This is a genomic window from Streptomyces sp. NPDC055013 (assembly GCF_053608645.1).
This window is the reverse complement of sequence record NZ_JBSGVW010000003.1, coordinates 104177-127152: the sequence shown is the minus strand read 5'-3', so window position 1 is coordinate 127152 and position 22976 is coordinate 104177. Positions and strand designations below refer to the sequence as shown.

The following is a 22976-nucleotide window of genomic DNA, read 5'->3' as shown; positions in this document are numbered from 1 at the left end:
TCGTGCCGCTTTCCGCTGAAGCCGGCCGGACCGAGGCCGGCGGTCATCCCCTGCCGTTCGTCCGTGCAGGAGTCATGGCGCGTCGCTATGCCCCCCGTTGGCGGTTGCCTCCGAGCGCCTGTTGAGGGTTCGAGCCGGCGCTGTGGATCGAGTCGGTCCTGGGCGGTTGCTTGCTGAGGGGGCGGTCCGCGGCGATTTGGGTCAGGGCTTCCGTCAGGTCGTCGCAGGCGTCCTGGAGCGCTTGGAGGGTCTGGTTCCGTTCGGTGATCACTGCTGAGAGCAGGAGGGCCGTGAGGGCCACGGTGCCGTTGAAAGCCTGGAGGATGACCATCTTGGCGAGGAGGTCCTGGCCCGCGAAGGGGCCCGAGCCGAGGGCGCCCGCGTAGATCGCGACGACGGAGGCGGTCAGGGCGCAGGGGGCGGCGCCGAGGAGTTGGAAGCGGAAGGCCGCCCAAATGAGGAAGGGGACGACCAGGAAGAGGAGGGAGACCGAGCTGCGGGTGGCGACCAGGGTGACCGCCGCCGTGCCGCCCAGCAGGAGCAGGGCCTCCGCACCGCGCACCACCGGCGAGCCTCGGGGCAGGTCGGCGGTGCGGACGGCCAGCAGGAGCGGGGCGATGAAGAGGACGCCCATCGCGTCGCCCGTCCACCACACCGACCAGGCCGCCCAGAAGTCGTCGGCGGGCAGCGCGTCGGCGGCCACCAGGACGCCCGTGCCGATGGTCGAGCTGATCACCATGCCGCCCAGGGCACCGAGGAAGACCAGGGCGAGGGCGTCCTGCAGTCGGTCCAGGGTGGGGCGGAATCCCGCGCGGCGCAGGAGGAGGCAGGCGCAGATCGGGGCGATGGTGTTGCCGGCCGCGATGGCGAGCACGGGGAGGATCGACGGTCCGAGCGCCACGTTGACCACGAACGCCCCGACCGCGACCGCCGGCCACATGCGAAGCCCCCAGAGCATCAGCGCGACGAGCGCGATGCCGGTGGGCGGCCAGAAGGGCGTGATCTGGCCTCGTACCAGTTCCTGCTCGAGACCGAGCTCGGCGCTGCCGTAGTAGGCGGCCGTCACGGCGACCAGGCGCAGGCCCTCGACGCCGTACCGCCGAAGCCGCGCACCGGACGCCTCAGTCGTCATCGCCGCCCCGCCCGTGCTCCCCGAGTCCGTCGTAGCGGAGGACCAGGACCGCGGCGTCGTCGTTGTGGCCGGTGAGGTCCGCCACCTTGATCACCTGTGCGGCCAGTTCTTCCGGGTCGGTGCAGCAGGCGTCGCCGACCAGCTCGGCCACCTTCTTCATGCCGTCGTCGATCGGGTAGTCGGGGCCTTCCACCACACCGTCGGTGAGCAGTACGAACGCGCCCGCGCCGGTCAGCTGCCGACGGGACGACGGATAGTGCTCGCCGGCGTGGATGCCCAGCGGCAGGCCGCCGTCGTTCAGGACGATCTCGCAGCGGCCGGCGGTCGTCGCCCAGACCGCCGGGACATGCCCGGCGCGGGAGTCGCACAGCTCCCCGGTGGCCGGGTCGAAGCGCAGGAAAGAGCAGGTCACGAACAGTTCGGAGGACATCGCGACGAGCAGGTCGTTGGTGCGTTCGAGCACCTCCGCGGGGTCCGTGGTGGCGGTCGCGACGGCGCGCAGGCAGGTCCGCACCTGCCCCATGTGCGCCGCTGCCTCGACGTCGTGACCCTGTACGTCCCCGATGGCGAACCCCACCGAGCCGTCCGGCATCAGGAAGCCGTCGTACCAGTCGCCGCCGATGTCCAGCCCGCCCCGTGCGGGCGTGTACCGTCCCGCAGCCTGCAGACCGGGCACGGCGGGGAGCTCCCCGGCGAGAACCTGGCGCTGGAGCGCGGCGGCCAGCTCGACGCGCGCCTGCTGGAGCTTGATCTGGTCCATGATCCGGCCCGTGAGATCCCCGAGCTGCTGCAGCAGCTCTCTGGCGGTACCGGCCGATTCGGTGCGGCGGTGGGCCATGGCGTCACACCCCGGTTCTTGCGGAGCGCTTTATGTGGCATGCGACGGATATGCGGCATTACCTCACATGTGTGGCGCTTTTACGGTACCCCGGCAGCGGGAGGGTTTTCCTGGTCCGGGACCGACCCCGGCAGCCCCTGCAGCTCCGGCAGGCCCGCCACGTCCAGGAACATCCGCTCCAGCGGGTCCGCCGCCGGCTGCACCGCCTGCTCCGTCCAGATGCACTTCCCCGTCGCCGTGTACCGCGTCCCCCACCGCTGCGACAGCGCGGTGACCAGCTGCAGCCCCCGGCCTCCCTCGTCCGTCTCCGTCGCCCGGCGTATGCGCGGCATGGTCAGGCTGCCGTCGAAGACCTCGCAGATCAGCTCGGCACCATGGAGGAGCCGTAGGCGCAGGGGGCCCTTGGCGTGCCGGATGACGTTGCCGACGAGTTCGCTGGCCAGGAGTTCGGTGGTGGGGGTCAGGTCGTCCAGGCCCCAGGCTGCGAGCTGCTTGCGGATCAGGCCGCGGGCCTGGCCGGCCGCCCTGGGATCGTCGGGGAGGGGCCAGGAGGCCATGCGGGTGGCGGGCAGCGCGTGCAGGCGGGCCAGCAGGAAGGCCGCGTCGTCGGGCGCCTGGTGGTCGTCGGGGAGGAGGGCGGAGGTGACCCGCTCGCAGAGCTGTTCGAGGTCCCTCGCCGTGCCGTCGGCGTGCGAGGAGCGCAGGACGTCGGCGAGCGCCGCCATGCCCTGGTCCATCTCACGCTTGGACGACTCCACCAGGCCGTCGGTGTACAGCACGAGCACGCTGCCCTCGGGGACCGGGATCTCCGTCGTCTCGAAGGGGGGCTCGGCAGCGCCCAGGGGCGGGTCGGCCGACAGGGGCGGGAAGACCACCGTGCCGTCGGGGTGCAGCAGGGCCGGGGGTGGGTGGCCGGCCCCGGCTATGGAGCAGATCCTCGTCGTGGAGTCGTAGAGCGCGTACAGACATGTCACGTACGACTCCTCGCCCATGCCGCCGACGATGTCGTTGAGGCGGCTCATGATCTCGTCGGGGGGCAGTTCGAGGTCGGCCAGGGTGTGGACGGCGGTACGCAGCCGGCCCATCGTCGCCGCCTCGGGCAGTCCGTGGCCCATGACGTCGCCCACGACCAGGGCGACCTGGCCGCCCGAGAGCGGGATGATGTCGTACCAGTCGCCACCCACGTCCGTGCCCGGGCCGGCCGGAAGGTAGCGGGCCGCGGCCGTGCAGGCGGGGACGGTGGGCAGCGCCCGGGGGAGCAGGCTGCGCTGGAGCTCGCGGGACCGGGTGTGCTCGGCGTCGAAGAGGCGGGCCCGTTCCAGGGCCTGGGCGACCAGGGCGCTGGTCGCGGTGAGCAGGGTGCGCTCCTCGTCGGTGAGGCGGCGCGGGTGGTCGAAGGTGACCGCGCAGATGCCGAAGGTGTGGCCCGAGGCCGTCAGCGGGAGGAGCGCCCAGGCCTGCTTGTCGGCGCGGGCGGGCAGGTCGGCCAGCTCGGGGTAGCGGGCGGCGAACTCCCGCGGGGAGGACATGAACAGCGGCGTGCCGGCCAGTATCGCGTCCCACAGCGGGCTGGGCTGCGTACGTTCGCGGCCGTCGAGGACGGCGAGGACGTCGTCCGGGTAGCCGACGGAGCCGACGGTGTGCAGCCGGTCGCCCTCCACGGTCTGCACCACCAGACCGGTCGCCTCGAACGGCGGCAGCACCCGGCGGGCGACCGCGTCCACCACGTCCTTCGAGGTCGTCGCCTTGGCCAGCGCCGCCGTCAACTCCGCGATCCGTATGGCCCGTTCGGTCGCGGCCCGCTCGGCGGACCGGCGCTCCTCCTCCAGCCGCCGCTTCTCGGTGACGTCGGTGAAGTAGATCGTGCGGCCGTCGGGGCCCGGGACCAGCCGGAGGTGACACAGACGTCCGTTCGGCAGCCGTACGTCGAAGCTGACCGACTTCTCCGCGGCGGCGGCCTGCCGGCAGCGGATCTCCAGGCCGGGCACCTGCTCGGCGGCGGGCAGGTCCCACAGGAGGCGGCCGAACAGCTCCTCCTCGGAGAAGCCCAGGGTGCGTTCGGCCTCCACGTTGGCGAAGGTGATCCGCCAGTCGTCGTCCATCGCGAGGAAGCCGTCGCTCATGTGCCGCAGGGCCCGGCCGAGCGCGTCACGGGCGGAGCGCGGCTCGTCGCTGTCCCAGCCGACGCCGATCATCCGATGGGGCTCGCCGGCGTCGTCGTACGTCGCTCTGCCGCGGGCCTGGGTCCAGCCCCAGGTGCCGTTCAGCTTGCGCACCCGGTACTCGGCCTCGAACACGCCGTGCTCCCGGATCGCCCGGTCCACCAGGGCCAGCGTCGGCGCCAGGTCGTCGGGGTGGACGCACCTCATCCAGTTCTCGACCCGGCCGACGTAGTCCTCGGGCCGGGTGCCGTACAGCTCCAGCGCGGCCTCGTCCCAGAGCAGTTCGCCGGTCTGGATGTTCCAGTCCCAGGAGCCGACGCTGACCTCCTTCAGCGCCTGACGCAGGCGTTCACCGTTCTGCTCCGGCCGCGCGGGGTGGGAGGGGCCGGCCGGGGGCGGTGCCTGGACCATCCGGTCCTCGGTCCAGGCGACGACGGCGCGCAGGAACTCCCACTGCTCGGAACTCGGTTCGCCTCCGTCGCCCATCAGAACACTGACGGCACCGATGCTGCGCCCGCCGCTGAACAGGGGGAGCGCGGCCAGGCCGGTGCCGGGCCAGGGGGTGGTTGTGCATCGGGGGGTGGTGGCTGTGTGCGGGGAGACGGTGGTCGCGCCTGGGGAGACGGTGTCCGCGCTTGGTGGGCCGGCCGGTGCGCCTGGGGAATCGGTGGCTGTGGCCAGTGGGTTGGCGGCTGGGCCGAGAGCACTGGTGGTTGTGCTCAGGCGGGCGGTGGTCGCGCCCGGGGTGACGGTGTCCGGGACCGGTGACTTGGTGGCCGCGCCGAGAGAACTGGTGGCCGTGCCCGGAGGGTCGGTGGTCGCGCACGAGGGGTCGGTGTCTGTGTTCAGTGGGGCGGTGGCCGCGTCTGCGGTGACGGTCTTTGCGCGCGGTAGGTCGGTGGCTGCGCTCGGGGATTCGGTGACCGTGCCTGCGGGGCCGGTGTCTGTGTTCAGTGGGGCAGTGGCCGCGCCCGCGGTGACGGCCTCTGCGCGCGGTGGGTTGGTGGCTGTGCCGGGAGAACCGGTGGTCGTCCCCGGGGGGTCGGTGTCCGTGTTCAGTGGGGCGGTGGCCGCGCCTGCGTCCGCGGAGACGCTATCTGCGCGCGGTAGGTGGACGGCCGCGCCGGGGGAGTCGGTGGCCGTGCCTGAGGGGCCGGTGGCTGTGCCTGCGGAGACGGCGTCTGCGCTCGGCGGGTCGGTGGCCGCGCCGGGGGAGCCGTTGGCTGTGCCTGCGGAGACGGTGCTCGTGCTCAGTGCGGCGGTGGCCGCGCCCCCTGAGAGGGCGTCTACGCCCACTGGCTCGGTGGCCGCCCTCGACAGTTCGGTGCCCGCGCCGGGAGAACCGGTTCCCGCGCCCACGGAGTCCCCCGCCTGGGTCGGGCTCAGTGGGACCCACACCCCGTTTCCCTCGTGCAGCGCGTGGGCCGGGGCCAGTGGGCCCTCCTGGTCGATGATCTCCCAGGCCCGGGTGAGGGCGGGAGGGAGCCCGGCCGTCGACACCAGACGCAGCGCGGACATCGGGCCCCGGAGATGGATCATGCCGCCCAGGGCGCCCAGCTCGCCCACCGCGTGCTGCAGGGCCAGTCGGAACACCTCGCTCTCCGCGACACCGGGGGCCACCGTGCCGAGCAGTGCCAGCCGAGCGTTCATGTCGCGGACTTTACCGTTCCGCGCTCAACCGATTCGCCGGTTCGCAAGATCCTCACGCCCCGCACCCGACCACCCGACGGGACGTCAATAGCCGTTACCTACCGTGGAGTTGAAGCAATCCCGACCGCGAGGAGCGGCATGGACATCGGCGTATTCATCCCCATCGGCAACAACGGCTGGCTCATATCGAAGACTTCCCCCCAGTACCTGCCCAGCTTCGAGCTGAACAAGGCCATCGTGCAGAAGGCCGAGGAGCACGGCCTCGACTTCGCGCTGTCGATGATCAAGCTCAAGGGTTTCGGTGGCGAGACGGAGTTCTGGGACCACTGCCTGGAGTCGTTCACGCTGATGGCGGGCCTCGCCGCGGTGACGGACCGGATCAAGCTGTACGCCTCCACGCCGATCCTCGCCCTGCCCCCGGCGATCGTCGCCCGTATGGCCACGACGGTCGACTCGATCGCCCCCGGCCGCTTCGGCGTCAACATCGTCACCGGCTGGGCGCCCGGCGAGTACTCCCAGATGGGCCTGTGGCCCGGCGACGAGCACTTCGGCAACCGCTACGACCGGGCCGTCGAGTACGTCACCGTGATGAAGGAGCTGTGGCGCGAGGGCGTCAGCAACTTCAAGGGCGAGTTCTACGAGATGGAGGACTGCGTGCTGTCGCCGCGCCCGGCGAACGGGCACATCGACATCGTCGCCGCCGGCCAGAGCGGCACCGGCGTGCGGTTCGCCGCCGAGCACGCCGACTACAACTTCATCCTCGGCAGCGGCGTCAACACCCCGCTCGCGTTCGCGGACTCCACCGCCACCCTCGTGGACGCGGCGCGCGAGACGGGCCGGGACGTCGGGGCGCTGTCCCTGTTCATGGTCATCGCGGACGAGACCGACGAGGCCGCGCAGGCCAAGTGGCAGGACTACCACGACCACGCCGACCGCGCGGCCCTCGCGTACATGGCGGGCGAATCCGCCTCCGACACCACCGCCGACGACACCTCGACCGCCCGCACCATCGTGCTGCCCGAGGGCGCCGTGAACCTCAACATGGGCACGCTGGTGGGGTCGTACGAGACCATCGCGAGGATGCTCGACGAAATCGCCGACGTCGACGGCACCAAGGGGATCATGCTGGTCTTCGACGACTTCCTGGCCGGCATCGAGGCCTTCGGCACGCGCATCCAGCCGCTGCTGAAGTGCCGGCAGACATGAGCGGTTCACGTCGGCAGCCGGGGCCCGCTGCGCAGGACGAGAACGCCGCGCAGGAGGTCGAATACGCCGCGCAGGACGTCGACTACGAGCGGGCCGGCCTGGACGGCCACCTCGCCCCCGGCAACTCCCCGGCCCTGCTCCTGGTGGACCCCGCCCGGGCCTACGCGGACCCCGACTGCCCGCTGTACGCCGGGTCGAACCGGCCGTGGACGCCATGAGGGCGCTGCTGACGGCGGCGCGCGGGGCGGGGATCCGGGTGGTGGTCACGCGGGTGCGGTTCCGGTCCGACGGCGGCGACGGGGGTGTCTTCTTCCGCAAGGTGCCGGCGCTGCGGGTGTTCGCCGAGGGGAGTCCGTACGGCGACTTCATCGACGGACTGGCCCCGGTGGCGGACGAGTTGACGGTGACCAAGCAGTACCCGAGCGCCTTCCTCGGTACGGCACTGGCGGCGTACCTCACCGCGAACCGTGTGGACACGCTCCTCATCGGCGGGCTGACGACCAGCGGCTGCGTGCGCGCCACCGCGCTCGACGCCATGCAGCACGGGTTCGTCCCGGTCGTCGTCGAGGAGGCGGTCGGCGACCGTGACCCGGACGTCCACGCGGCGAACCTCTTCGACATCCGGCACAAGATCGGCGAGGTGTGGCCACTGGAACGTGTCACCGGGTACGTGGACGGGGCGCGGTGGGACTGAGCCGAGCCGGGCCCGCAGCGAGGGCGGTGTCAGGCCTTGTCCTGGTCGCGGAGCTCGTCGATGTAGGCCTGTGCGAGGCCCGTTGTCCTGGTGAACCAGTCCGTGAGTACGGCGATCTCGTCGGCGGAGTAGTCGGCGAAGAGGTCGGTCAGGCGGGCGTAGTAGGGGCCGTAGAGGGCCTCGACGCGGGTGACCGCGGACGGGACGGCGGCCACGCGGACGCGGCGGCGGTCGGTCGGGTCGGGGCGGCGGGTGACGAAGCCGGCGCGTTCCAGGCGGTTGAGGATGCCGGTCATCGCGCCGGTCGTGACGTGGGCGTGCTCCGCGAGGTCGCCCGCCGTGAGGAGGTTCTCGCCGGCCTTCAGGACACAGCCGAAACAGAGCAGGTCGGTGATGTTCAGGCCCAGCCGCTGGGCCATCTCCTGCTGGCCGAGCAGGTGGGCCGCGATGAGGGAGTCCATCGCCTCCAGCGCCTGGGCCGGGGTGGCGGCGGGACGCGGCTTGGCTTGCATCTTTTCTGATTGCCTTAGCTCGTGAGAGATTGAGTCGCTAAACTTCTTAGATCGTGAGGGATTAGCTGCCTACGAGGAGGGAGCAGGCACATGAGCCAGTATGACGAGGGGCATACGGTCGCAGGATGGACCGGAACCGCGATCGCGACGATCGGTTCGGCCGTGGTGGGGGCGGGGATATGCACGGTCTCGGCCTTGCTGATCACGGGCGGACTCGGCATCACGGCGGCGAGCGTCCTCGTCACCTGGGCCCTGCACCTCGCCGGCTGGGGCAAGCCTCCGGGCGTGCGGCCGCGCGGGCAGTGGCGGATGGGGGCGCGTGACCTGAGCGCGCGGGCCGGGCACGCGGACTGCTGGGGATGCCGGCTGGCGGGACGGGGGCGGGGACGGGCAGTGGACCGGCGTACGGCCGCGGCGACGTCCGAGGCCGTCACCGTCACCGGCGAGCAGGAGCCCGCTGTCGCCGAGGCACGCTGAAGCGCACTGGGGCCGATGGGCCCGACGGGTCGACGGGCCGCTGAACGGCCGTTGTCAGTGCCTGCCTCTACTCTCGAAGAGCGATGGCACAGGCGTGGAGATGCAAGGGGCTGCGTTGGTCGGCGGACGGCCCTGAGCTGGCGTGGGACGGCGGTCGGCGCTCCGCGCTGACCTGGGGGAAGCGGGTGGCCTTCGGGGTCGCGGAAGGGGGAGTGCGGACATGCGTGGGAGCGCGGGGGCATGCGTGTCCGGTGCGGGCGGTCGTGCCGGGGCGGAGTACGGGGGCACGGTGCGAGGAGTGCGCGCGGCTGGACCGGGCGCACTCGGTGGCCGCCGACACGATCGCGGACGACCCACGCCCGTACCACGTATATCTGGCCTGGTTCGGCCCCGGGATGACCAAGGTCGGCATCACCGCCCTTGAGCGGGGCTCGGCCCGGCTGCTGGAACAGGGGGCGGTCTGCTTCAGCTGGCTGGGCGTGGGCCCACTGATGGCGGCGCGGCGCACGGAGGAACTGCTGCGGGCGGCCCTGCGGGTGCCGGACCGGATTCCGTACGCCGACAAGCGGGCGGTGCGGTCCGCGCTGCCTGCGTCGGCGGCGGAGCGTGCGGCCGAGGTGGCGGACCTGCACGCCCGGGCCGTGGCCCTTCCCGCCTGGCCGGAGTCACTCACCCGCGAGCTCTGCCAACCGGTCGACCACGCCGGGGTGTTCGGGCTGGCGGATCTGCCGGCCGCCGTCGGACAGGTGACCGAGCTGGTCGCGGGCGGGACGGTGAGCGGGCGGCTGGTGGCGGCTGCGGGGCCGGATCTGCATGTGGGGACGGGGGGCGGGGTGATCGTGGTCGACACGCGGTTGATGACGGGCTGGGAACTGGTGCCGGCGGGCGGAGGTGAGGAGGACGGCGAACTGACCATGCCGGTGCGGGAGTTCAGGGATCGGGGGACGAGCGTGCAGGACGGGTTGTTCTGACGGCGTCCCCGCGGTGGAAGAAATCGGCTTTGGCAAAGAGTTGGATCCCGTCCGGATCCCTTTCGGTAAGGAGCCTGGACGAGGTGCGGCGCCGGGACAGAGAGTGACTGACATGAGCGATCACCGCATTGCACCTGTCCCAGCCCATGAAATCCCTTACTACGCCGTCGTGTTCACGTCCGTGCGCACCGAGACGGATGCCGGATACCACGCGACCGCCGAGCGCATGGGAGAGCTGGTGAAGGAGATCCCCGGGTTCCTCGGCGAGGACTCGGCACACACGCCGGGCGGCCTGTCCGTCACCGTCGCCTACTTCCGGGACCTCGCCGGCATCGAGCAGTGGCGGACCGACGCGGAGCACCGTGCGGCCAAGGCGCACGGTCGTGAGCACTGGTACGAGCGGTACGTCGTGCACATCGCCCGGGTCGAGCGGAGCACCGCGTTCGAGCGCGTCGGCGGGGGCCCGAACTCGCCGTCGGCCAAGGAGTTCCCAGGGGCCGCCTGAGAGCCGCCTGTGCGTTTCTCAGGAAACTCACAGGCTCCAGAAAGCGTGTTCTCAGAGGACGCCGATTAGGTGTCCACCATGACCACGACCTCGCCCCAGGGGCGCACCGAACTGCTGAGGCCGGACGGGAGCCCCGTCCGAGTGCTTGTGGTGGACGACGAGATGTCGATCACCGAACTCCTGTCCATGGCCCTGCGATACGAGGGCTGGCAGATCCGGAGTGCGGGGGATGGCACGGGTGCCATCCAGACCGCGCGTGACTTCCGGCCCGACGCCGTCGTCCTGGACATGATGCTGCCGGACATGGACGGGCTGACCGTCCTCGGGCGGCTGCGGCGGGAGCTGCCGGACGTGCCGGTGCTGTTCCTGACGGCCAAGGACGCCGTGGAGGACCGTATCGCCGGACTCACCGCCGGTGGGGACGACTACGTCACCAAGCCGTTCAGCCTGGAGGAGGTCGTGGCCCGGCTGCGCGGGCTCATCCGGCGTTCCGGCGCCGCCGACCGGCGCTCCGACTCCGTGCTGGTCGTCGGTGACCTCACGCTCGACGAGGACAGCCACGAGGTGTCGCGGGGCGGGGAGAACATCCACCTCACCGCCACCGAGTTCGAGCTGCTGCGCTTCCTCATGCGCAACCCGCGGCGGGTGCTCAGCAAGGCGCAGATACTCGACCGGGTCTGGTCGTACGACTTCGGCGGGCAGGCCAATGTCGTCGAGCTGTACATCTCCTACCTGCGCCGGAAGATCGACGCCGGTCGGGAGCCGATGATCCACACCCGGCGCGGTGCCGGTTACCTGATCAAGCCCGCGGCGTCATGAGCGGACGACGACGACCGCGTACGCAGAAGAGACGGGCGGGTCAGCCGCGCACCCTGCGGACGCGGCTCGTCGTCGCGTCGGTGGTGCTGATCGCCGTGGTGTGTGCGGTGATCGGCACGGTGACGACGCTTGCGCTGCGCTCGCATCTGTACGACCAGTTGGACGACAAGCTGACCGAGGCCGTCGGTCGGGCTGCCGGTCTCGGCGGACCTCCCGGCGGCGACCCCGGCAAGAACAGCGCGGTCACCAAGGGGCGTCAGTCCTTCTCCCTCGACGACTTCGTCACGCGCGGACCGCAGCCGTCCGGCACAGTCATCGCCAAGGTCCAGAACGGCGCCATCACCGACGCCAGCATCGGCCGGAAGGGCACGAGCACCACCGACTTCAGCGGGATGGTGCCCGACGACCTCACCGAGTCCCAGATCGAGGCGCTCAACAGCGTCGCCCAGGACAACGCCAAACACACCGTCGACCTCGGTTCCCTCGGCGAGTACCGCGTCGAGTACAAGACCGGCGACAACGGCAGCTTCTACGTCGCCATCCCCACCGAGGAGGTAACCAGCACTCTCAGCACCCTCATGCTCATCGAGGCCAGCGTCACCGCCGCTGCCCTCGTCGCCGCCGGTATCGCCGGCACCGTCATCGTCGGCGTCGCCACCCGCCCCCTGCGCCGGGTCGCCGCCACCGCCACCCGGGTCTCCGAACTCCCCCTCCACACCGGCGAGGTCAACCTCAGCGAACGCGTCCCCGCGACCGAGACCGACCCGCACACCGAGGTCGGCCAGGTCGGCGCCGCGCTCAACCGGATGCTGGACCACGTCCACGGCGCCCTGCACTCCCGCCAGCAGAGCGAGATGCGGGTGCGGCAGTTCGTGGCCGACGCCAGCCATGAGCTGAGGACGCCGCTCGCCTCCATCCGCGGGTACGCCGAGCTGACCAGACGCGGCAGGGAAGAGGTCGGCCCCGACACCCGGCACGCGCTCGGCCGGATCGAGTCCGAGGCCGGGCGCATGACCCTCCTCGTCGAGGATCTCCTCCTGCTCGCCCGGCTGGACGCCGGGCGGCCCCTGCAGTTCGAGCAGACGGACCTCATCCCGCTCGTCGTGGACACCATCAGCGACGCCCGCGCGGCCGGCATGGACCACAACTGGCGCCTCGACCTGCCCGACGAACCCGCGCTCGTCTCGGCGGACGCGGCCCGTCTGCAACAGGTCCTCGTCAACCTGCTCGGCAACGCCCGCAACCACACCCCACCGGGTACGACCGTCACCGCCCGGGTGCAGCGGCGCGGCCCGTGGCTGTGCGTGGACGTCGAGGACAACGGCCAGGGCATCCCGTCCGATCTGCTCCCGCATGTCTTCGAGAGGTTCGCGCGCGGCGACTCGGCGCGCTCCCGTGCGACCGGCTCGACGGGCCTCGGCCTCGCGATCGTGCAGGCCGTGGCGACCGCGCACGGCGGTGCGGTGACCGTCGACAGCGTGCCCGGGCGCACCGTGTTCACGGTGCATCTGTCGGCGCTCCCGACGCCGCCGAGCCCCGAAATGAGCTGGCAACAGCACTCACAGGCACAGCACAGTGCCACCACATGGGCGGAACAGGGCGCCTGACAAAAGTCGGTGTCATGCGAACCGACTCTTCTCCCGGCACCCTGCCGGCGCGGGAGCACCTCCCGGCCGGCGACGCCGGTACGCCTGTCCTGGACGTAGTGATCCCCGTCTACAACGAGGAGAAGGACCTCCAGCCGTGTGTGCTGAGACTGCATGACCACCTCAAGCGCACCTTCCCGTACGCGTTCCGCATCACGATCGCGGACAACGCGTCGACGGACACCACCCCGCAGGTGTCCCGGCGGCTGGAGGCGGAGATCCCGGAGGTCAGGGCCTTCCGGCTGGAGCAGAAGGGCCGTGGCCGGGCGCTGCGGACCGTCTGGTCCGCGTCGGACGCCCCGATCCTCGCCTACATGGACGTGGACCTGTCCACCGACCTCAACGCCCTGCTGCCGCTGGTGGCGCCGCTGATCTCCGGCCACTCGGACCTGGCGATCGGCTCCCGGCTCAGCCGGAGTTCGCGCGTGGTGCGCGGCGCCAAGCGGGAGTTCATCAGCCGCACGTACAACCTCATCCTGCGCGGCTCGCTCCAGGCCCGTTTCTCCGACGCGCAGTGCGGCTTCAAGGCGATACGCCGCGAAGTCGCCCAGGTGCTGCTGCCGCTGATCGAGGACACCGGCTGGTTCTTCGACACCGAGATGCTGGTGCTCGCCGAGCGCGCGGGACTGCGGATCCACGAGGTGCCGGTCGACTGGGTCGACGACCCCGACTCGACGGTGCACATCGTGAAGACGGCGACCGACGACCTCAAGGGCGTGTGGCGGGTGGGCAGGGCCCTGGCGACCGGCTCGCTGTCGCTGGACCGGCTCACCCGTCCCTTCGGCGACGACCCGCGCGACCGCGAGATCAAGGACGTACCCAAGGGCCTGGCCCGTCAGCTCGTCGGCTTCTGTGTCGTCGGCGGCCTGTCCACCCTCTTCTACCTCCTCCTCTACAGCGGCTTCCGCGTCTTCACCGGCTCGCAGACCGCCAACGCGCTCGCCCTGCTGGTCTCCGCGATCGCCAACACGGCGGCCAACCGGCGCCTCACCTTCGGGGTGCGCGGCCGGGGCGGTGCCGTCCGGCACCAGGCGCAGGGGCTGGTCGTCTTCGGTATCGGCCTCGCCCTGACCAGCGGTTCGCTGGCCGCCCTGAACGCGGCGAGCAGCGACCCGGGCCACTCCACCGAACTCGCCGTCCTGATCGCCGCCAACCTCGCGGCGACGGTGCTGCGCTTCCTGCTCTTCAGGGCGTGGGTGTTCCCGGACCGACGGGACGCCGACGCGACGGTGGGCGTCTCGCACACCCCGGCCCACCACTCCTCCTCCCCGACCTACTCCACGGTGGGCGCCGGTTCCATGGCGCAGCCCGGCCACCGCGGCCCGCTCCCGCAGCGCCCGGTGACCCAGAGCGCTCCCCACCACCCGCTCGACACCACCCAGTTCCGCGCCGGTGAAGCCGCGGACGGCAACTGGCGGGACGTCACCATGCAGTTGCAGCCGGTGCGCCCGCACGACACCGACTCCAGGGACGCGCGATGACCGTTCACCACGACCAGCAGACCCACGACCACGGCAGAGACGCGAGCCCCGCCACCTGGGGTCCTCCCCCGCCACCCCCGTCGGCCGCGCCGGCGCCCGAGGCCGGTGAACCCAAGCAGCCCTTCGTACGGCGCCTGTGGCGCGGCCGACTCGAGGACCCGCGCTGGGCCCGCCCTGCCTTCCTCGGCCTCCTCCTCGCCACCCTCGTCCTCCACCTCTACAACCTGAGCGCCTCCGGCTACGCCAACTCCTTCTACTCGGCGGCCGTCCAGGCGGGCAGCCAGTCCTGGAAGGCCTTCTTCTTCGGCTCGCTGGACGCGGCCAACGCCATCACCGTCGACAAGCCCCCGGCGTCCCTGTGGCCGATGGCCCTGTCGGTGCGGCTCTTCGGGCTCCACTCGTGGGCGATCCTGCTCCCTGAAGTCCTCATGGGCGTCGGCACGGTGGCCGTGGTGTACGCGGCCGTGCGCCGCCGGTTCAGCCCCGCGGCCGGTCTGATCTCGGGCGCGGTGCTCGCGCTCACCCCCGTCGCGGCGCTGATGTTCCGGTTCAACAACCCGGACGCGATGCTGGCCCTGCTGATGGCCGTGGCCTGCTACTTCGTCATCCGGGGCCTGGAGGACGGCCGTACGAAGTGGCTGGTGTGGGCCGGTGTCGCGATCGGCTTCGCGTTCCTCGCCAAGACCCTGCAGGCCCTCCTGATCCTGCCGCCGCTCGCGATCGTGTACTCGGTCTGCGCGCCGGTGTCGGTGAAGAAGCGGATCGGTCAGCTCGCCGCGGGCCTGGTCGCGATCGTCGTCTCCGGCGGCTGGTGGGTCGCGATCGTCGAGCTGTGGCCCGCCTCCTCCCGCCCGTACATCGGCGGCTCGCAGAACAACTCCTTCCTTGAACTGACCTTCGGCTACAACGGCCTCGGCCGGCTCAACGGCGACGAGACCGGCAGCGTCGGCGGTGGCGGTGGCGGTGGCGGTGGCGGCGGCGGTGGCGGCGGCAACTGGGGCGAGACCGGCTGGGACCGCCTCTTCAGCTCCTCGATCGGGGGCCAGATCTCCTGGCTGATCCCGGCCGCGCTGATCCTGCTGATCGCGGGCCTGGTGGCCACGCGCAAGGCCCGCCGTACGTCGGTGACGCGCGGTTCGTTCCTCGTCTGGGGCGGCGCGCTGATCACGACCATGCTGGTCTTCAGCTACATGCAGGGCATCTTCCACGAGTACTACACGGTCGCCCTCGCCCCCTACATCGCCCCGCTGATCGGCATGGGCGCCGCGCTGCTCTGGGAGAAGCGCGACAAGGCGTGGGCGTCGCCGACCCTGGCCGGCGCGATGACCGCCACCGCGGTCTGGGGCTACGTCCTGCTCAACCGTTCCTCGGACTACCTGCCCTGGCTGAAGTGGGTCGTACTGGTCGGCGGACTGGCCGCGGCGCTGGGCCTGATCTTCGCCTCGAAGCTCGGACGTCAACTGACCATGGGTGTCGTGGGCCTGGGCCTCCTGGCCGCGCTCGCCGGCCCGGCCGCGTACACCCTCACCACGGTGAACGAGGGCCACTCCGGCTCGATCGTCACAGCGGGCCCGGCGGTCTCGGGCGGCCGTGGCGGGCCCGGTGGCGGCGGAGGCGGCATGGGCGGCGGCCCCGGCGGGGGCGGCATGCCCGGCCAGAACCAGCAGGGCCGGCAGGGCCAGGGCCAGAACAACCAGCAGGGCGGCCAGAACCAGCAGAACGGCAACGGCTTCCCCGGCGGCGGTATGCAAGGCCAGCAAGGCCAGCAGAACGGCAACGGCAACACGCAGGGCGGTCAGGGGCAGAACAACCAGCAGGGTGGCCCCGGCGGCCGGACCGGTGACGGCGGCGGCATGGGCGGTGGCGGCATGGGCGGCCTGCTCAACGGCGCCACCGTCAGCGACGAGGCCAAGGAACTGCTGGAGAAGAACGCCGGCGACCACACCTGGGTCGCCGCGGCCATCGGCGCCCAGAACGCCGCGAGCTACCAGCTCTCCACCGGCGACCCGGTGATGGCGATCGGCGGCTTCAACGGCACCGACCCGTCCCCGACGCTGGCGGAGTTCAAGAAGTACGTGGCGGACGGCAGGATCCACTACTTCATCGGCAGTGGCAGCGGTGGTGGCATGGGCGGAAGCAGCGACGGCACCTCCTCGCAGATCAGCTCCTGGGTCCAGGAGAACTTCGAGTCGGTGACCGTCGACGGCAGCACCTTCTACGACCTGACGCAGCCGAAGAGCGACAGCTGACGGTCCCTGCGACAAGGGGCGGTGGCGCGAGCCACCGCCCTTTCCGTATCTCCGTTGTACACCGTATAGGGATTGCTCTACGGTGTAGAACATGACGACGTCCCCCCAGGAACAGGCTGCCTCGGTCCACCCACAGCCCGCGGCCCCGGGCGGCCACCCGCAGCGCTGGCTGATCCTCGGTGTCCTGTGCGTCGCGGTGCTCACCGTGGTGCTCGACAACACCGTCCTGAACGTGGCCATCCCCTCGCTCACCCGCGAACTGGGCGCGGCCACCTCCGACATCCAGTGGATGATCAACGCCTACTCGCTCGTGCAGTCCGGCCTGCTGCTCACGGCGGGCAGTGCCGCCGACCGCTACGGCCGCAAGAAGATGCTGGCCGCGGGCCTGGCGCTGTTCGGCGTGGGCTCGCTCGTGGCCGGTCTCGCCGACTCCACGGGCCAGTTGATCGCGGCGCGGGCCGGCATGGGCGTCGGCGGCGCGCTGCTGATGACCACCGTCCTGGCCGTGGCCATACAGATCTTCACGCCGGAGGAACAGCCGAAGGCGATCGGCATCTGGGCCGCGGTGAACTCGCTGGGCTTCGCGGCCGGACCGCTGCTCGGCGGCTTCATGCTGGACCACTTCTGGTGGGGCGCGATCTTCCTGATCAACATCCCGGTCGCGGTGCTCGCCCTGGTGGCGGTCGTGGTGCTCGTCCCGGAGTCGAAGAACCCGCAGGGCGACCGTCCCGACCTGCTGGGCGCCGTGCTCTCCACGATCGGCATGGTCGCCCTGGTGTACGCGATCATCACCGGGCCCGAACACGGCTGGGCGTCGGGCCGCGTCCTGGCGACGGCGGTCGTGGCCGTCGTCGTGCTGGCCGCCTTCGCGTACTGGGAGAGCCGGATCCCGTACCCCATGATCGACATGCACTTCTTCCGGAACAAGCAGTTCACGGGGGCGGTCTCGGGCGGTGTGCTGATCACCTTCGGCATGGGCGGGTCGCTCTTCCTGCTCACCCAGCACATGCAGTTCGTGCTCGGCTACGAGCCCCTGGAGGCCGGGCTGCGGACCGCCCCGCTGGCCCTGATGATCGTGGCGCTGAACTTCACCGGTGTGGCGGCGAAGTGGGCCGGCCGACTGGGGAACCCGCTGGCCATCGGGCTCGGCATGGCGGTCATGGCGGCGGGCCTCGCCTCCATCGCGACGATGGCCTCCGGCGGTTACGCCGGCACGCTGCTGGGGCTGGTCCTCATCGGCACCGGTGCCGCCGTCGCCAGTCCGGCGATGTCACACGCCATCATGAGCGCCATCCCGCCGGAGAAGGCGGGCGTCGGCGGCGGGATCAACGGGACGGTGGCGGAGTTCGGCACCGGATTGGGCGTCGCCGTGCTGGGCGCTCTGCTCAACTCGCGGTTCGCGGCGCTGATTCCGGTGGCCGCGACGTCCCTGCCGGCAGCGCTGGCGGCCGCGGGGTCGGCCGAGGAGAAGGCGGAGATCACGGACGCGTTCTCCGCCGGGCTGGAGAGCAGTCTGCTGGTGGGGGCGGCGGCCGTGTTGCTCGGGGGGCTGGTCGCGTGGGCGTTGTTGCGGCGCGCCGCGCGGGTGAGCGCCTAAGAGCTCGGGGCGCTGGGTAGTTGTGCGGCTGCGGGCTCGTTGTGGCTGGTCGCGCAGTTCCCCGCGCCCCTGAAGGGGCGCTTAGCATGACCGGCATCAGAACGTCGAGGAGGATGCGCCATGGCCAGGGCAGCCCGGCAGTCCGCGCGGACCAGCGTCTGGCTGGAAGGCAGGGAGCGTCGAGGCGGGCGCGGGGGTGGTCAGCCCTCCGGGCTCGACCGGGACCGGATCACCGAGGTGACCATACGGCTGCTGGACGCGGACGGGCTGGCCAAGTTCTCCATGCGACGGCTGGCCGCCGAGCTGAACGTGACCGCGATGTCCGTCTACTGGTACGTCGACACCAAGGACGACCTGCTCGAACTCGCCCTGGACGCCGCGTTCGGTGAACTGACCCTCCCCGACCCGGAGGCCGACGAGGACTGGCGCGACCAACTGCGCGCGCTGGCCCGCGAGTACCGCGGCCTGCTGGTCCGGCACCCGTGGCTGTCGCCGCTGATCGGCACGTACGTCAACATCGGCCCGAACAGCCTCGCCTTCTCCCGCCAGGTCCAGCGGATCATCCGCAGGACCGGCCTCCCGGCACACGGCCTGGTCGCGGCCATCTCCGCCGTCTTCCAGTTCGTGTACGGCTTCGGCACGATCGAGGGCCATTTCATCGCCCGCAGCGCGGCGTTCGGCATGACCCCGGACGACTACTTCCAGCACGCCATGAGCACGGTCACCCAGGCTCCCGAGGCCGCCGAAATCGTCCAGGACTCCGCGGAACTCATGGAGGCCAGGGGCGGCGACACGGTCGAGGAAATGTGGGAGCGGGACTTCGAGTTCGCCCTGGACCTGTTGGTGGCGGGCATCGAGGCGATGGTCGAAAGAGCAGAACGCGAGCAACGCCCCTAGGACACGGCAGCGCCTTTGGGGGCGCGGGGAACTGCGCGATCAGCCACAACGAGCCCGCAGTCGCACGATCACCCGGCCCCCCGAACTCTTAGGCGCCCTCAATCAGCCGCGCTCTCACGCGCCCTCAACCAGCCGCGCTCTCACGCGCCCTCAACCAGCCGCGCAGGAAACCCGCCGGTCGCCACCGGCCCCCACTTCTCCGGCGTCACCCGAATGATCGACTTCCCCTGCTTCAGCATCGCCGCCCGGTACTCGTCCCAGTCCGGATGCTCCCCGGCGATGTTGCGGTAGTACTCGACGAGCGGCTCCACCGACTCCGGCGAGTCGATGACCTCGGCGGAACCGTCGATCTGGACCCACGGCCCGTTCCAGTCGTCACTCAGCACGAGCAGGCTGACCCGCTGGTCCCGCTTGGCATTGCGGGTCTTGGCCCGCTCGGGATACGTGGACACCACGACCCGTCCCGAGTCGTCGACCCCGCAGGTCAGCGGCGAGGCCTGCGCGCTGCCGTCGGCCCGCCGGGTCAGGAGGATGGCGCGATGGCGGGGCCGTACGAAGTCGAGCAGCTCTTCGAGCGAGACGCGGGTGTTGGTCGCGATGTTCGGTGCCATGGGGTCAGCCTAGGGGCGGACCGGCCCGCTCGGCGTGACCCTGGCGTGCCTACCCTTGCGGCAGCGACTCGCCCTGCACCGCCTGGATGTCCAGCTCGACCTTGAGCGTCGTACCGATGGCCGCGATCCCCGCCTGCACGACCTGGTTGTAGTTCATGGCGAAGTCGTCCCGGTGCAGCTCGGTCGTCGCGCGGAACGCAGCCCGTGTCCCGCCCCAGGGGTCGGCCCCCGTGCCGAGGTAGGCCAGGTCCAGGTCCACCGGCCGTACGACACCGTGCATGGTCAGCTCGCCGTGCACCGTCCAGCGGTCGGTGCCCGCGGCAGCCGTGACGCCCGTCGAGCGATAGGTGATCTCTGGGTACTTCTCCACATCCAGGAAGTCCGGGGACTTCAGGTGCCCGTCCCGCATGCCGTTCCCCGTGTCGATCGAGTCGGCCCGGATCACCGCCTCCACGCGGGACTTGTTGAGGTCGTCCGGCGCGATCTCGATGGCACCGGAGAACCGGGTGAACCGGCCGTGCACGCTGGAGATCCCCAGGTGCTGGGCGACGGCGGCGACGCTGGAGTGAGCCGGGTCGACGGTCCACGGCCCGGGCGGCGGCAGTTCCGTGCCGCCCTGCCGGGCCAGCGTCACCGTGCCGACCTCGGCGCGGCCGCTCGCGGTGACGATGGCGCTCGCGGCGGCGGGGGCGTAGCCGACGGCGGTGACGATGACGGTGTACGCCCCCGCAGGCAGCGGATTGGCGTCCCGTACGGCCCCCTCCGCGTCCGCCTCGACCCGCAGCACCTGCGTGCCCGTCATGTCGGTCACCGTGACGACCGCGTGCGAGACGGCCCATCCGTCCCGGGTGCGGATCCTCGCGGTCAGTCCCGTCAGTCCCATCCCGTCCAACTCCCTGCAAAGTCTTACAAATTGGCCATAAAGAAACCGGCCCGCGGCGCCGGCGCACCTCCGCTCAGAGCGCGCCGCCACCACGGGCCGGAGTTCGGCTACTCGCCGGGGTGGGCGAGTGCGATGTCGTGGTCGTCGGCTCCGCGGCCGGTCACCGTCAGGGCCGTCGCCACCGGCGGGTAGCCCGTCGCGATGACCGTGTACTCGCCGCCGTCCAGGTCGGTGAAGGCGTACGCCCCGTCCGGCCCGGTGGTGGCACTGCCCACGACATTGCCCGCGGCGTCCACCAGCGTGACCCGCGCGTCGGCCAGCGGACCGTGCGGCGCCCGTACGACGCCCTGGACCTGGGCACCTGCCTCCAGGTCGACCTCGACCCGGGTGACGCCGGTGCCGCCGATCTCGACGGGCAGGGCGCGCGGCCGGTATCCGGCGGCGTTCACCGCGACGGTCACGGCACCCGGGACCAGTTCGCCGAAGCTGAACTCGCCCTGCTCACCGGTTGCCGCGGTGGCCAGCAGATCGCCGCGCACGTCGGTGACGATCACCATCGCGTCCTTGACGGCCAGCGCGTTCCCCGCGGCCCGGACCACACCGGTCAGGCCGCTGGTGCCGCTGAGCAGGATGTCGTACGCCATCGCCTCGTCACCGCCCACGACGATCGTGGAGGCCTGCGGCTGGAAGCCGTCGGCGGAGGCGATCAGGACGTAGGAGCCCGCGCCCGGCGCGTCGACCGCGTACGAGCCGTCGGCCTGTGCCACCGAGCGCCCCAGCTGGCGGCCGGCCAGGGAGATCAGCGTGACGGCGGCCTGCGGCACCGGCGCGCTCTCCGCGCCCCGCACGAAGCCGCGGACCGGGACGCCGCCGGACGGCGCACCGCCGGACTCCTCGGCACGCGCCACCGTGGCGACGGCGGCGAACTTCTGGGTGCCGTCGGGAGCGGCCTCCGTGTCCGAGGAGGCGGAGGCGGCGGCCCAGCTCGGGACCCGCTCCTGCGCGGCGGCCGGCGCGGCAGCCTCGGCGGGCTTCGGCGTCGCGGGCTCGGTGCCCTCGGCGGCCTGGGCCAGGGCGCCCTTGGTCTTCAACGGGACCTCCTTGATGAACAGGGCGAACAGGAGGGCGAGGAAGGCGATCGGCGCGGCGTACAGGAAGACGTCCGCGACACCGTGGCCGTACGCGCTCTCGATGACCGTGCGCACCGGGCCGGGCAGCGCGTCGAGGTCGGGGATCTCACCGTGGCCGCCGCCGGAGCCCTGCACGCCGAGCTTGGTCAGGCCCTCCTCGGCGTAGTGGGTGATGCGGTGGCTGAGGACCGCGCCGAGGGCCGAGACGCCCATGGCGCCGCCGAGGGAGCGGAAGAAGTTCACGACCGAGCTGGCGACGCCCAGGTCGCTCGGGGCCACCTGGTTCTGCGTGGCCAGGACCAGGTTCTGCATCATCATGCCGACGCCGAGACCCAGCAGGGCCATGAAGATCGCGACGTGCCAGTACGGGGTGTCGTAGCGGATCGTGCCCAGCAGGCCGAGGCCCGCCGTCACCAGCACACCGCCGGCGAGCAGCCACGCCTTCCAGCGGCCGGTGCGGGTGATGACCTGGCCGGAGACGGTCGACGAGACGAACAGGCCGACGATCATCGGGATCGTCAGGACACCGGACATGGTCGGCGACTCGTTGCGGGCCAGCTGGAAGTACTGGCTGAAGAAGATCGTGCCCGCGAACATCGCGATGCCGACGAACAGGGAGGCCAGCGAGGCGAGCGTGATGGTGCGGTTGCGGAACAGCCGCAGCGGGATGATCGGCTCGCTCGCCCTGGACTCGACGAGGACGAAGATCAGCAGCAGCGCGAGCGCGCCGCCCGTCATCGCGTACGTCTGCCAGGACACCCAGTCGTACTTGTCACCGGCGAAGGTCACCCAGACCAGCAGCAGGCAGACCGCGGCGGTGATGAAGAACGCGCCCGCCCAGTCGACCTTGACCTTCCGGCGGACGACCGGGAGGTGCAGGGTGCGCTGCAGCACGATCAGGGCGAGGACGGCGAAGGGCACGCCGACGTAGAAGCACCAGCGCCAGCCGAGCCAGTCGGTGTCGGTGATGACACCGCCGATCAGCGGGCCGCCGACCATCGCGGTCGCGAAGGTGGCGCCGAGGTAGCCGTTGTACCGGCCGCGCTCCCGGGGGGAGATCATCGCGGCCAGGATGATCTGGGCCAGCGAGGACAGACCGCCCATGCCGATGCCCTGCACCGCGCGGAACGTGATGAGCATGGCCGGGTTCTGCGACAGACCGGCCAGCGCGGAGCCGGCCACGAAGATCACGAGGGCCAGCTGTATGAGGAGCTTCTTGGAGAAGAGGTCGGCGAGCTTGCCCCACAGGGGCGTGGACGCGGTCATCGCCAGCAGCGACGCGGTGACCACCCAGGTGTAGGCGCTCTGGCCGCCGCCGAGGTCCTTGATGATGTCGGGCAGGGCGTTGGAGACGATCGTCGACGACAGGATCGCGACGAACATGCCGAGCAGCAGCCCGGTCAGTGCCTCCATGATCTGCCGGTGCGACATCGGGGCGCCGTCGGCGGAGGCACCTGCTGAGTGCTTGGCGTGCGCCCGCACACCGGCTGGTGTGGTCGTTGCCATGAAATTCCTT

General features: G+C 71.3%; 19 protein-coding genes. 12 read left to right on the top strand and 7 right to left on the bottom strand.

What is annotated here, in order from left to right; all coding sequences use genetic code 11:
• Window positions 1-85: 85 nt before the first annotated feature.
• The 3 genes from ACWGDB_RS05245 to ACWGDB_RS05235 all read right to left on the bottom strand — a co-directional run bounded on the left by ACWGDB_RS05245 (window position 86) and on the right by ACWGDB_RS05235 (window position 5782).
• Complete coding sequence (locus ACWGDB_RS05245) at window positions 86-1132, bottom strand: MASE1 domain-containing protein (protein WP_453821171.1); 1047 nt, start codon at window positions 1130-1132, stop codon at window positions 86-88.
• Window positions 1122-1970 (bottom strand): PP2C family protein-serine/threonine phosphatase, encoded by an 849-nt coding sequence (locus ACWGDB_RS05240; protein WP_453821170.1) that lies wholly within the window; start codon window positions 1968-1970, stop codon window positions 1122-1124. Before ACWGDB_RS05240 ends, ACWGDB_RS05245 begins: the two co-directional genes overlap by 11 nt.
• Window positions 1971-2050: 80 nt before the next feature.
• Complete coding sequence (locus ACWGDB_RS05235; protein WP_453821169.1) at window positions 2051-5782, bottom strand: SpoIIE family protein phosphatase; 3732 nt, start codon at window positions 5780-5782, stop codon at window positions 2051-2053.
• A gap of 138 nt (window positions 5783-5920) precedes the next feature.
• Between ACWGDB_RS05235 and rutA the strand changes: the two genes are divergently transcribed.
• From rutA to ACWGDB_RS05220, 3 genes are read left to right on the top strand one after another with little or no spacing between them, the layout of a single operon-like run.
• Window positions 5921-6988 (top strand): pyrimidine utilization protein A, encoded by a 1068-nt coding sequence (gene rutA / locus ACWGDB_RS05230; RefSeq protein WP_453821168.1) that lies wholly within the window; start codon window positions 5921-5923, stop codon window positions 6986-6988.
• A complete protein-coding gene (locus tag ACWGDB_RS05225) occupies window positions 6985-7206 on the top strand; it encodes a hypothetical protein (protein ID WP_453821167.1) in 222 nt (73 codons plus the stop codon). Before rutA ends, ACWGDB_RS05225 begins: the two co-directional genes overlap by 4 nt.
• Window positions 7203-7682, top strand: a complete 480-nt coding sequence (locus tag ACWGDB_RS05220) for an isochorismatase family protein (protein WP_453821355.1) — start codon at window positions 7203-7205, stop codon at window positions 7680-7682. The genes ACWGDB_RS05225 and ACWGDB_RS05220 overlap by 4 nt, the downstream gene beginning before the upstream one ends.
• A 29-nt stretch (window positions 7683-7711) precedes the next feature.
• On the opposite strand, the gene ACWGDB_RS05215 is transcribed toward ACWGDB_RS05220, so the two are convergent.
• Entirely contained in the window at window positions 7712-8194 is a 483-nt protein-coding gene (locus ACWGDB_RS05215) for a MarR family winged helix-turn-helix transcriptional regulator (protein ID WP_369272073.1), read from the bottom strand.
• Window positions 8195-8284: 90 nt separating this feature from the next.
• Between ACWGDB_RS05215 and ACWGDB_RS05210 the strand changes: the two genes are divergently transcribed.
• The 9 genes from ACWGDB_RS05210 (at window position 8285) to ACWGDB_RS05170 (ending at window position 18836) form a co-directional block, all read left to right on the top strand.
• Window positions 8285-8671, top strand: a complete 387-nt coding sequence (locus ACWGDB_RS05210; protein WP_453821166.1) for an HGxxPAAW family protein — start codon at window positions 8285-8287, stop codon at window positions 8669-8671.
• 83 nt (window positions 8672-8754) lie between these two features.
• On the top strand, window positions 8755-9642 hold the full coding sequence (locus ACWGDB_RS05205) for a DUF2797 domain-containing protein (protein ID WP_453821165.1): 888 nt from the start codon (window positions 8755-8757) through the stop codon (window positions 9640-9642).
• Between the two features lie 169 nt (window positions 9643-9811).
• Window positions 9812-10147 carry an antibiotic biosynthesis monooxygenase family protein gene (locus ACWGDB_RS05200; protein ID WP_383628943.1) on the top strand — a complete coding sequence of 112 codons (336 nt, stop codon included), beginning with the start codon at window positions 9812-9814 and terminating at the stop codon, window positions 10145-10147.
• A gap of 78 nt (window positions 10148-10225) precedes the next feature.
• Window positions 10226-10966 (top strand): response regulator transcription factor, encoded by a 741-nt coding sequence (locus ACWGDB_RS05195; RefSeq protein WP_031115301.1) that lies wholly within the window; start codon window positions 10226-10228, stop codon window positions 10964-10966.
• Window positions 10963-12573 carry an ATP-binding protein gene (locus tag ACWGDB_RS05190; protein WP_453821164.1) on the top strand — a complete coding sequence of 537 codons (1611 nt, stop codon included), beginning with the start codon at window positions 10963-10965 and terminating at the stop codon, window positions 12571-12573. The genes ACWGDB_RS05195 and ACWGDB_RS05190 overlap by 4 nt, the downstream gene beginning before the upstream one ends.
• A gap of 14 nt (window positions 12574-12587) precedes the next feature.
• On the top strand, window positions 12588-14093 hold the full coding sequence (locus ACWGDB_RS05185) for a glycosyltransferase (protein ID WP_453821163.1): 1506 nt from the start codon (window positions 12588-12590) through the stop codon (window positions 14091-14093).
• Window positions 14090-16342, top strand: coding sequence for an ArnT family glycosyltransferase (locus ACWGDB_RS05180; RefSeq protein WP_453821162.1), 2253 nt, complete (start codon window positions 14090-14092; stop codon window positions 16340-16342). The genes ACWGDB_RS05185 and ACWGDB_RS05180 overlap by 4 nt, the downstream gene beginning before the upstream one ends.
• 91 nt (window positions 16343-16433) lie before the next feature.
• A complete protein-coding gene (locus ACWGDB_RS05175; RefSeq protein ID WP_453821161.1) occupies window positions 16434-17939 on the top strand; it encodes an MFS transporter in 1506 nt (501 codons plus the stop codon).
• Window positions 17940-18059: 120 nt separating this feature from the next.
• A complete protein-coding gene (locus tag ACWGDB_RS05170) occupies window positions 18060-18836 on the top strand; it encodes a TetR/AcrR family transcriptional regulator (protein ID WP_453821160.1) in 777 nt (258 codons plus the stop codon).
• Window positions 18837-18976: 140 nt separating this feature from the next.
• Here ACWGDB_RS05170 and ACWGDB_RS05165 read toward each other — a convergent pair whose 3' ends face one another.
• The 3 genes from ACWGDB_RS05165 to ACWGDB_RS05155 form a co-directional block, all read right to left on the bottom strand.
• Window positions 18977-19447 carry a PPOX class F420-dependent oxidoreductase gene (locus ACWGDB_RS05165; RefSeq protein WP_383628951.1) on the bottom strand — a complete coding sequence of 157 codons (471 nt, stop codon included), beginning with the start codon at window positions 19445-19447 and terminating at the stop codon, window positions 18977-18979.
• A 49-nt stretch (window positions 19448-19496) separates the two neighbouring features.
• On the bottom strand, window positions 19497-20330 hold the full coding sequence (locus ACWGDB_RS05160) for a YceI family protein (RefSeq protein ID WP_453821159.1): 834 nt from the start codon (window positions 20328-20330) through the stop codon (window positions 19497-19499).
• Window positions 20331-20437: 107 nt separating this feature from the next.
• The gene (locus tag ACWGDB_RS05155; protein WP_453821158.1) at window positions 20438-22966 is read right to left on the bottom strand and encodes an MFS transporter; all 2529 of its coding nucleotides are present in this window, start codon (window positions 22964-22966) and stop codon (window positions 20438-20440) included.
• Window positions 22967-22976: the final 10 nt, after the last annotated feature.

Bases quoted from the DNA above. Each gene is read 5' to 3' on its own strand.
- ACWGDB_RS05245 (WP_453821171.1), bottom strand. From the start codon at position 1,132: ATGACGACTGAGGCGTCCGGTGCGCGGCTTCGGCGGTACGGCGTCGAG.
- ACWGDB_RS05240 (WP_453821170.1), bottom strand. From the start codon at position 1,970: ATGGCCCACCGCCGCACCGAATCGGCCGGTACCGCCAGAGAGCTGCTG.
- ACWGDB_RS05235 (WP_453821169.1), bottom strand. From the start codon at position 5,782: ATGAACGCTCGGCTGGCACTGCTCGGCACGGTGGCCCCCGGTGTCGCG.
- rutA (WP_453821168.1), top strand. From the start codon at position 5,921: ATGGACATCGGCGTATTCATCCCCATCGGCAACAACGGCTGGCTCATA.
- ACWGDB_RS05225 (WP_453821167.1), top strand. From the start codon at position 6,985: ATGAGCGGTTCACGTCGGCAGCCGGGGCCCGCTGCGCAGGACGAGAAC.
- ACWGDB_RS05220 (WP_453821355.1), top strand. From the start codon at position 7,203: ATGAGGGCGCTGCTGACGGCGGCGCGCGGGGCGGGGATCCGGGTGGTG.
- ACWGDB_RS05215 (WP_369272073.1), bottom strand. From the start codon at position 8,194: ATGCAAGCCAAGCCGCGTCCCGCCGCCACCCCGGCCCAGGCGCTGGAG.
- ACWGDB_RS05210 (WP_453821166.1), top strand. From the start codon at position 8,285: ATGAGCCAGTATGACGAGGGGCATACGGTCGCAGGATGGACCGGAACC.
- ACWGDB_RS05205 (WP_453821165.1), top strand. From the start codon at position 8,755: ATGGCACAGGCGTGGAGATGCAAGGGGCTGCGTTGGTCGGCGGACGGC.
- ACWGDB_RS05195 (WP_031115301.1), top strand. From the start codon at position 10,226: ATGACCACGACCTCGCCCCAGGGGCGCACCGAACTGCTGAGGCCGGAC.
- ACWGDB_RS05190 (WP_453821164.1), top strand. From the start codon at position 10,963: ATGAGCGGACGACGACGACCGCGTACGCAGAAGAGACGGGCGGGTCAG.
- ACWGDB_RS05185 (WP_453821163.1), top strand. From the start codon at position 12,588: ATGCGAACCGACTCTTCTCCCGGCACCCTGCCGGCGCGGGAGCACCTC.
- ACWGDB_RS05180 (WP_453821162.1), top strand. From the start codon at position 14,090: ATGACCGTTCACCACGACCAGCAGACCCACGACCACGGCAGAGACGCG.
- ACWGDB_RS05175 (WP_453821161.1), top strand. From the start codon at position 16,434: ATGACGACGTCCCCCCAGGAACAGGCTGCCTCGGTCCACCCACAGCCC.
- ACWGDB_RS05170 (WP_453821160.1), top strand. From the start codon at position 18,060: ATGGCCAGGGCAGCCCGGCAGTCCGCGCGGACCAGCGTCTGGCTGGAA.
- ACWGDB_RS05165 (WP_383628951.1), bottom strand. From the start codon at position 19,447: ATGGCACCGAACATCGCGACCAACACCCGCGTCTCGCTCGAAGAGCTG.
- ACWGDB_RS05160 (WP_453821159.1), bottom strand. From the start codon at position 20,330: ATGGGACTGACGGGACTGACCGCGAGGATCCGCACCCGGGACGGATGG.
- ACWGDB_RS05155 (WP_453821158.1), bottom strand. From the start codon at position 22,966: ATGGCAACGACCACACCAGCCGGTGTGCGGGCGCACGCCAAGCACTCA.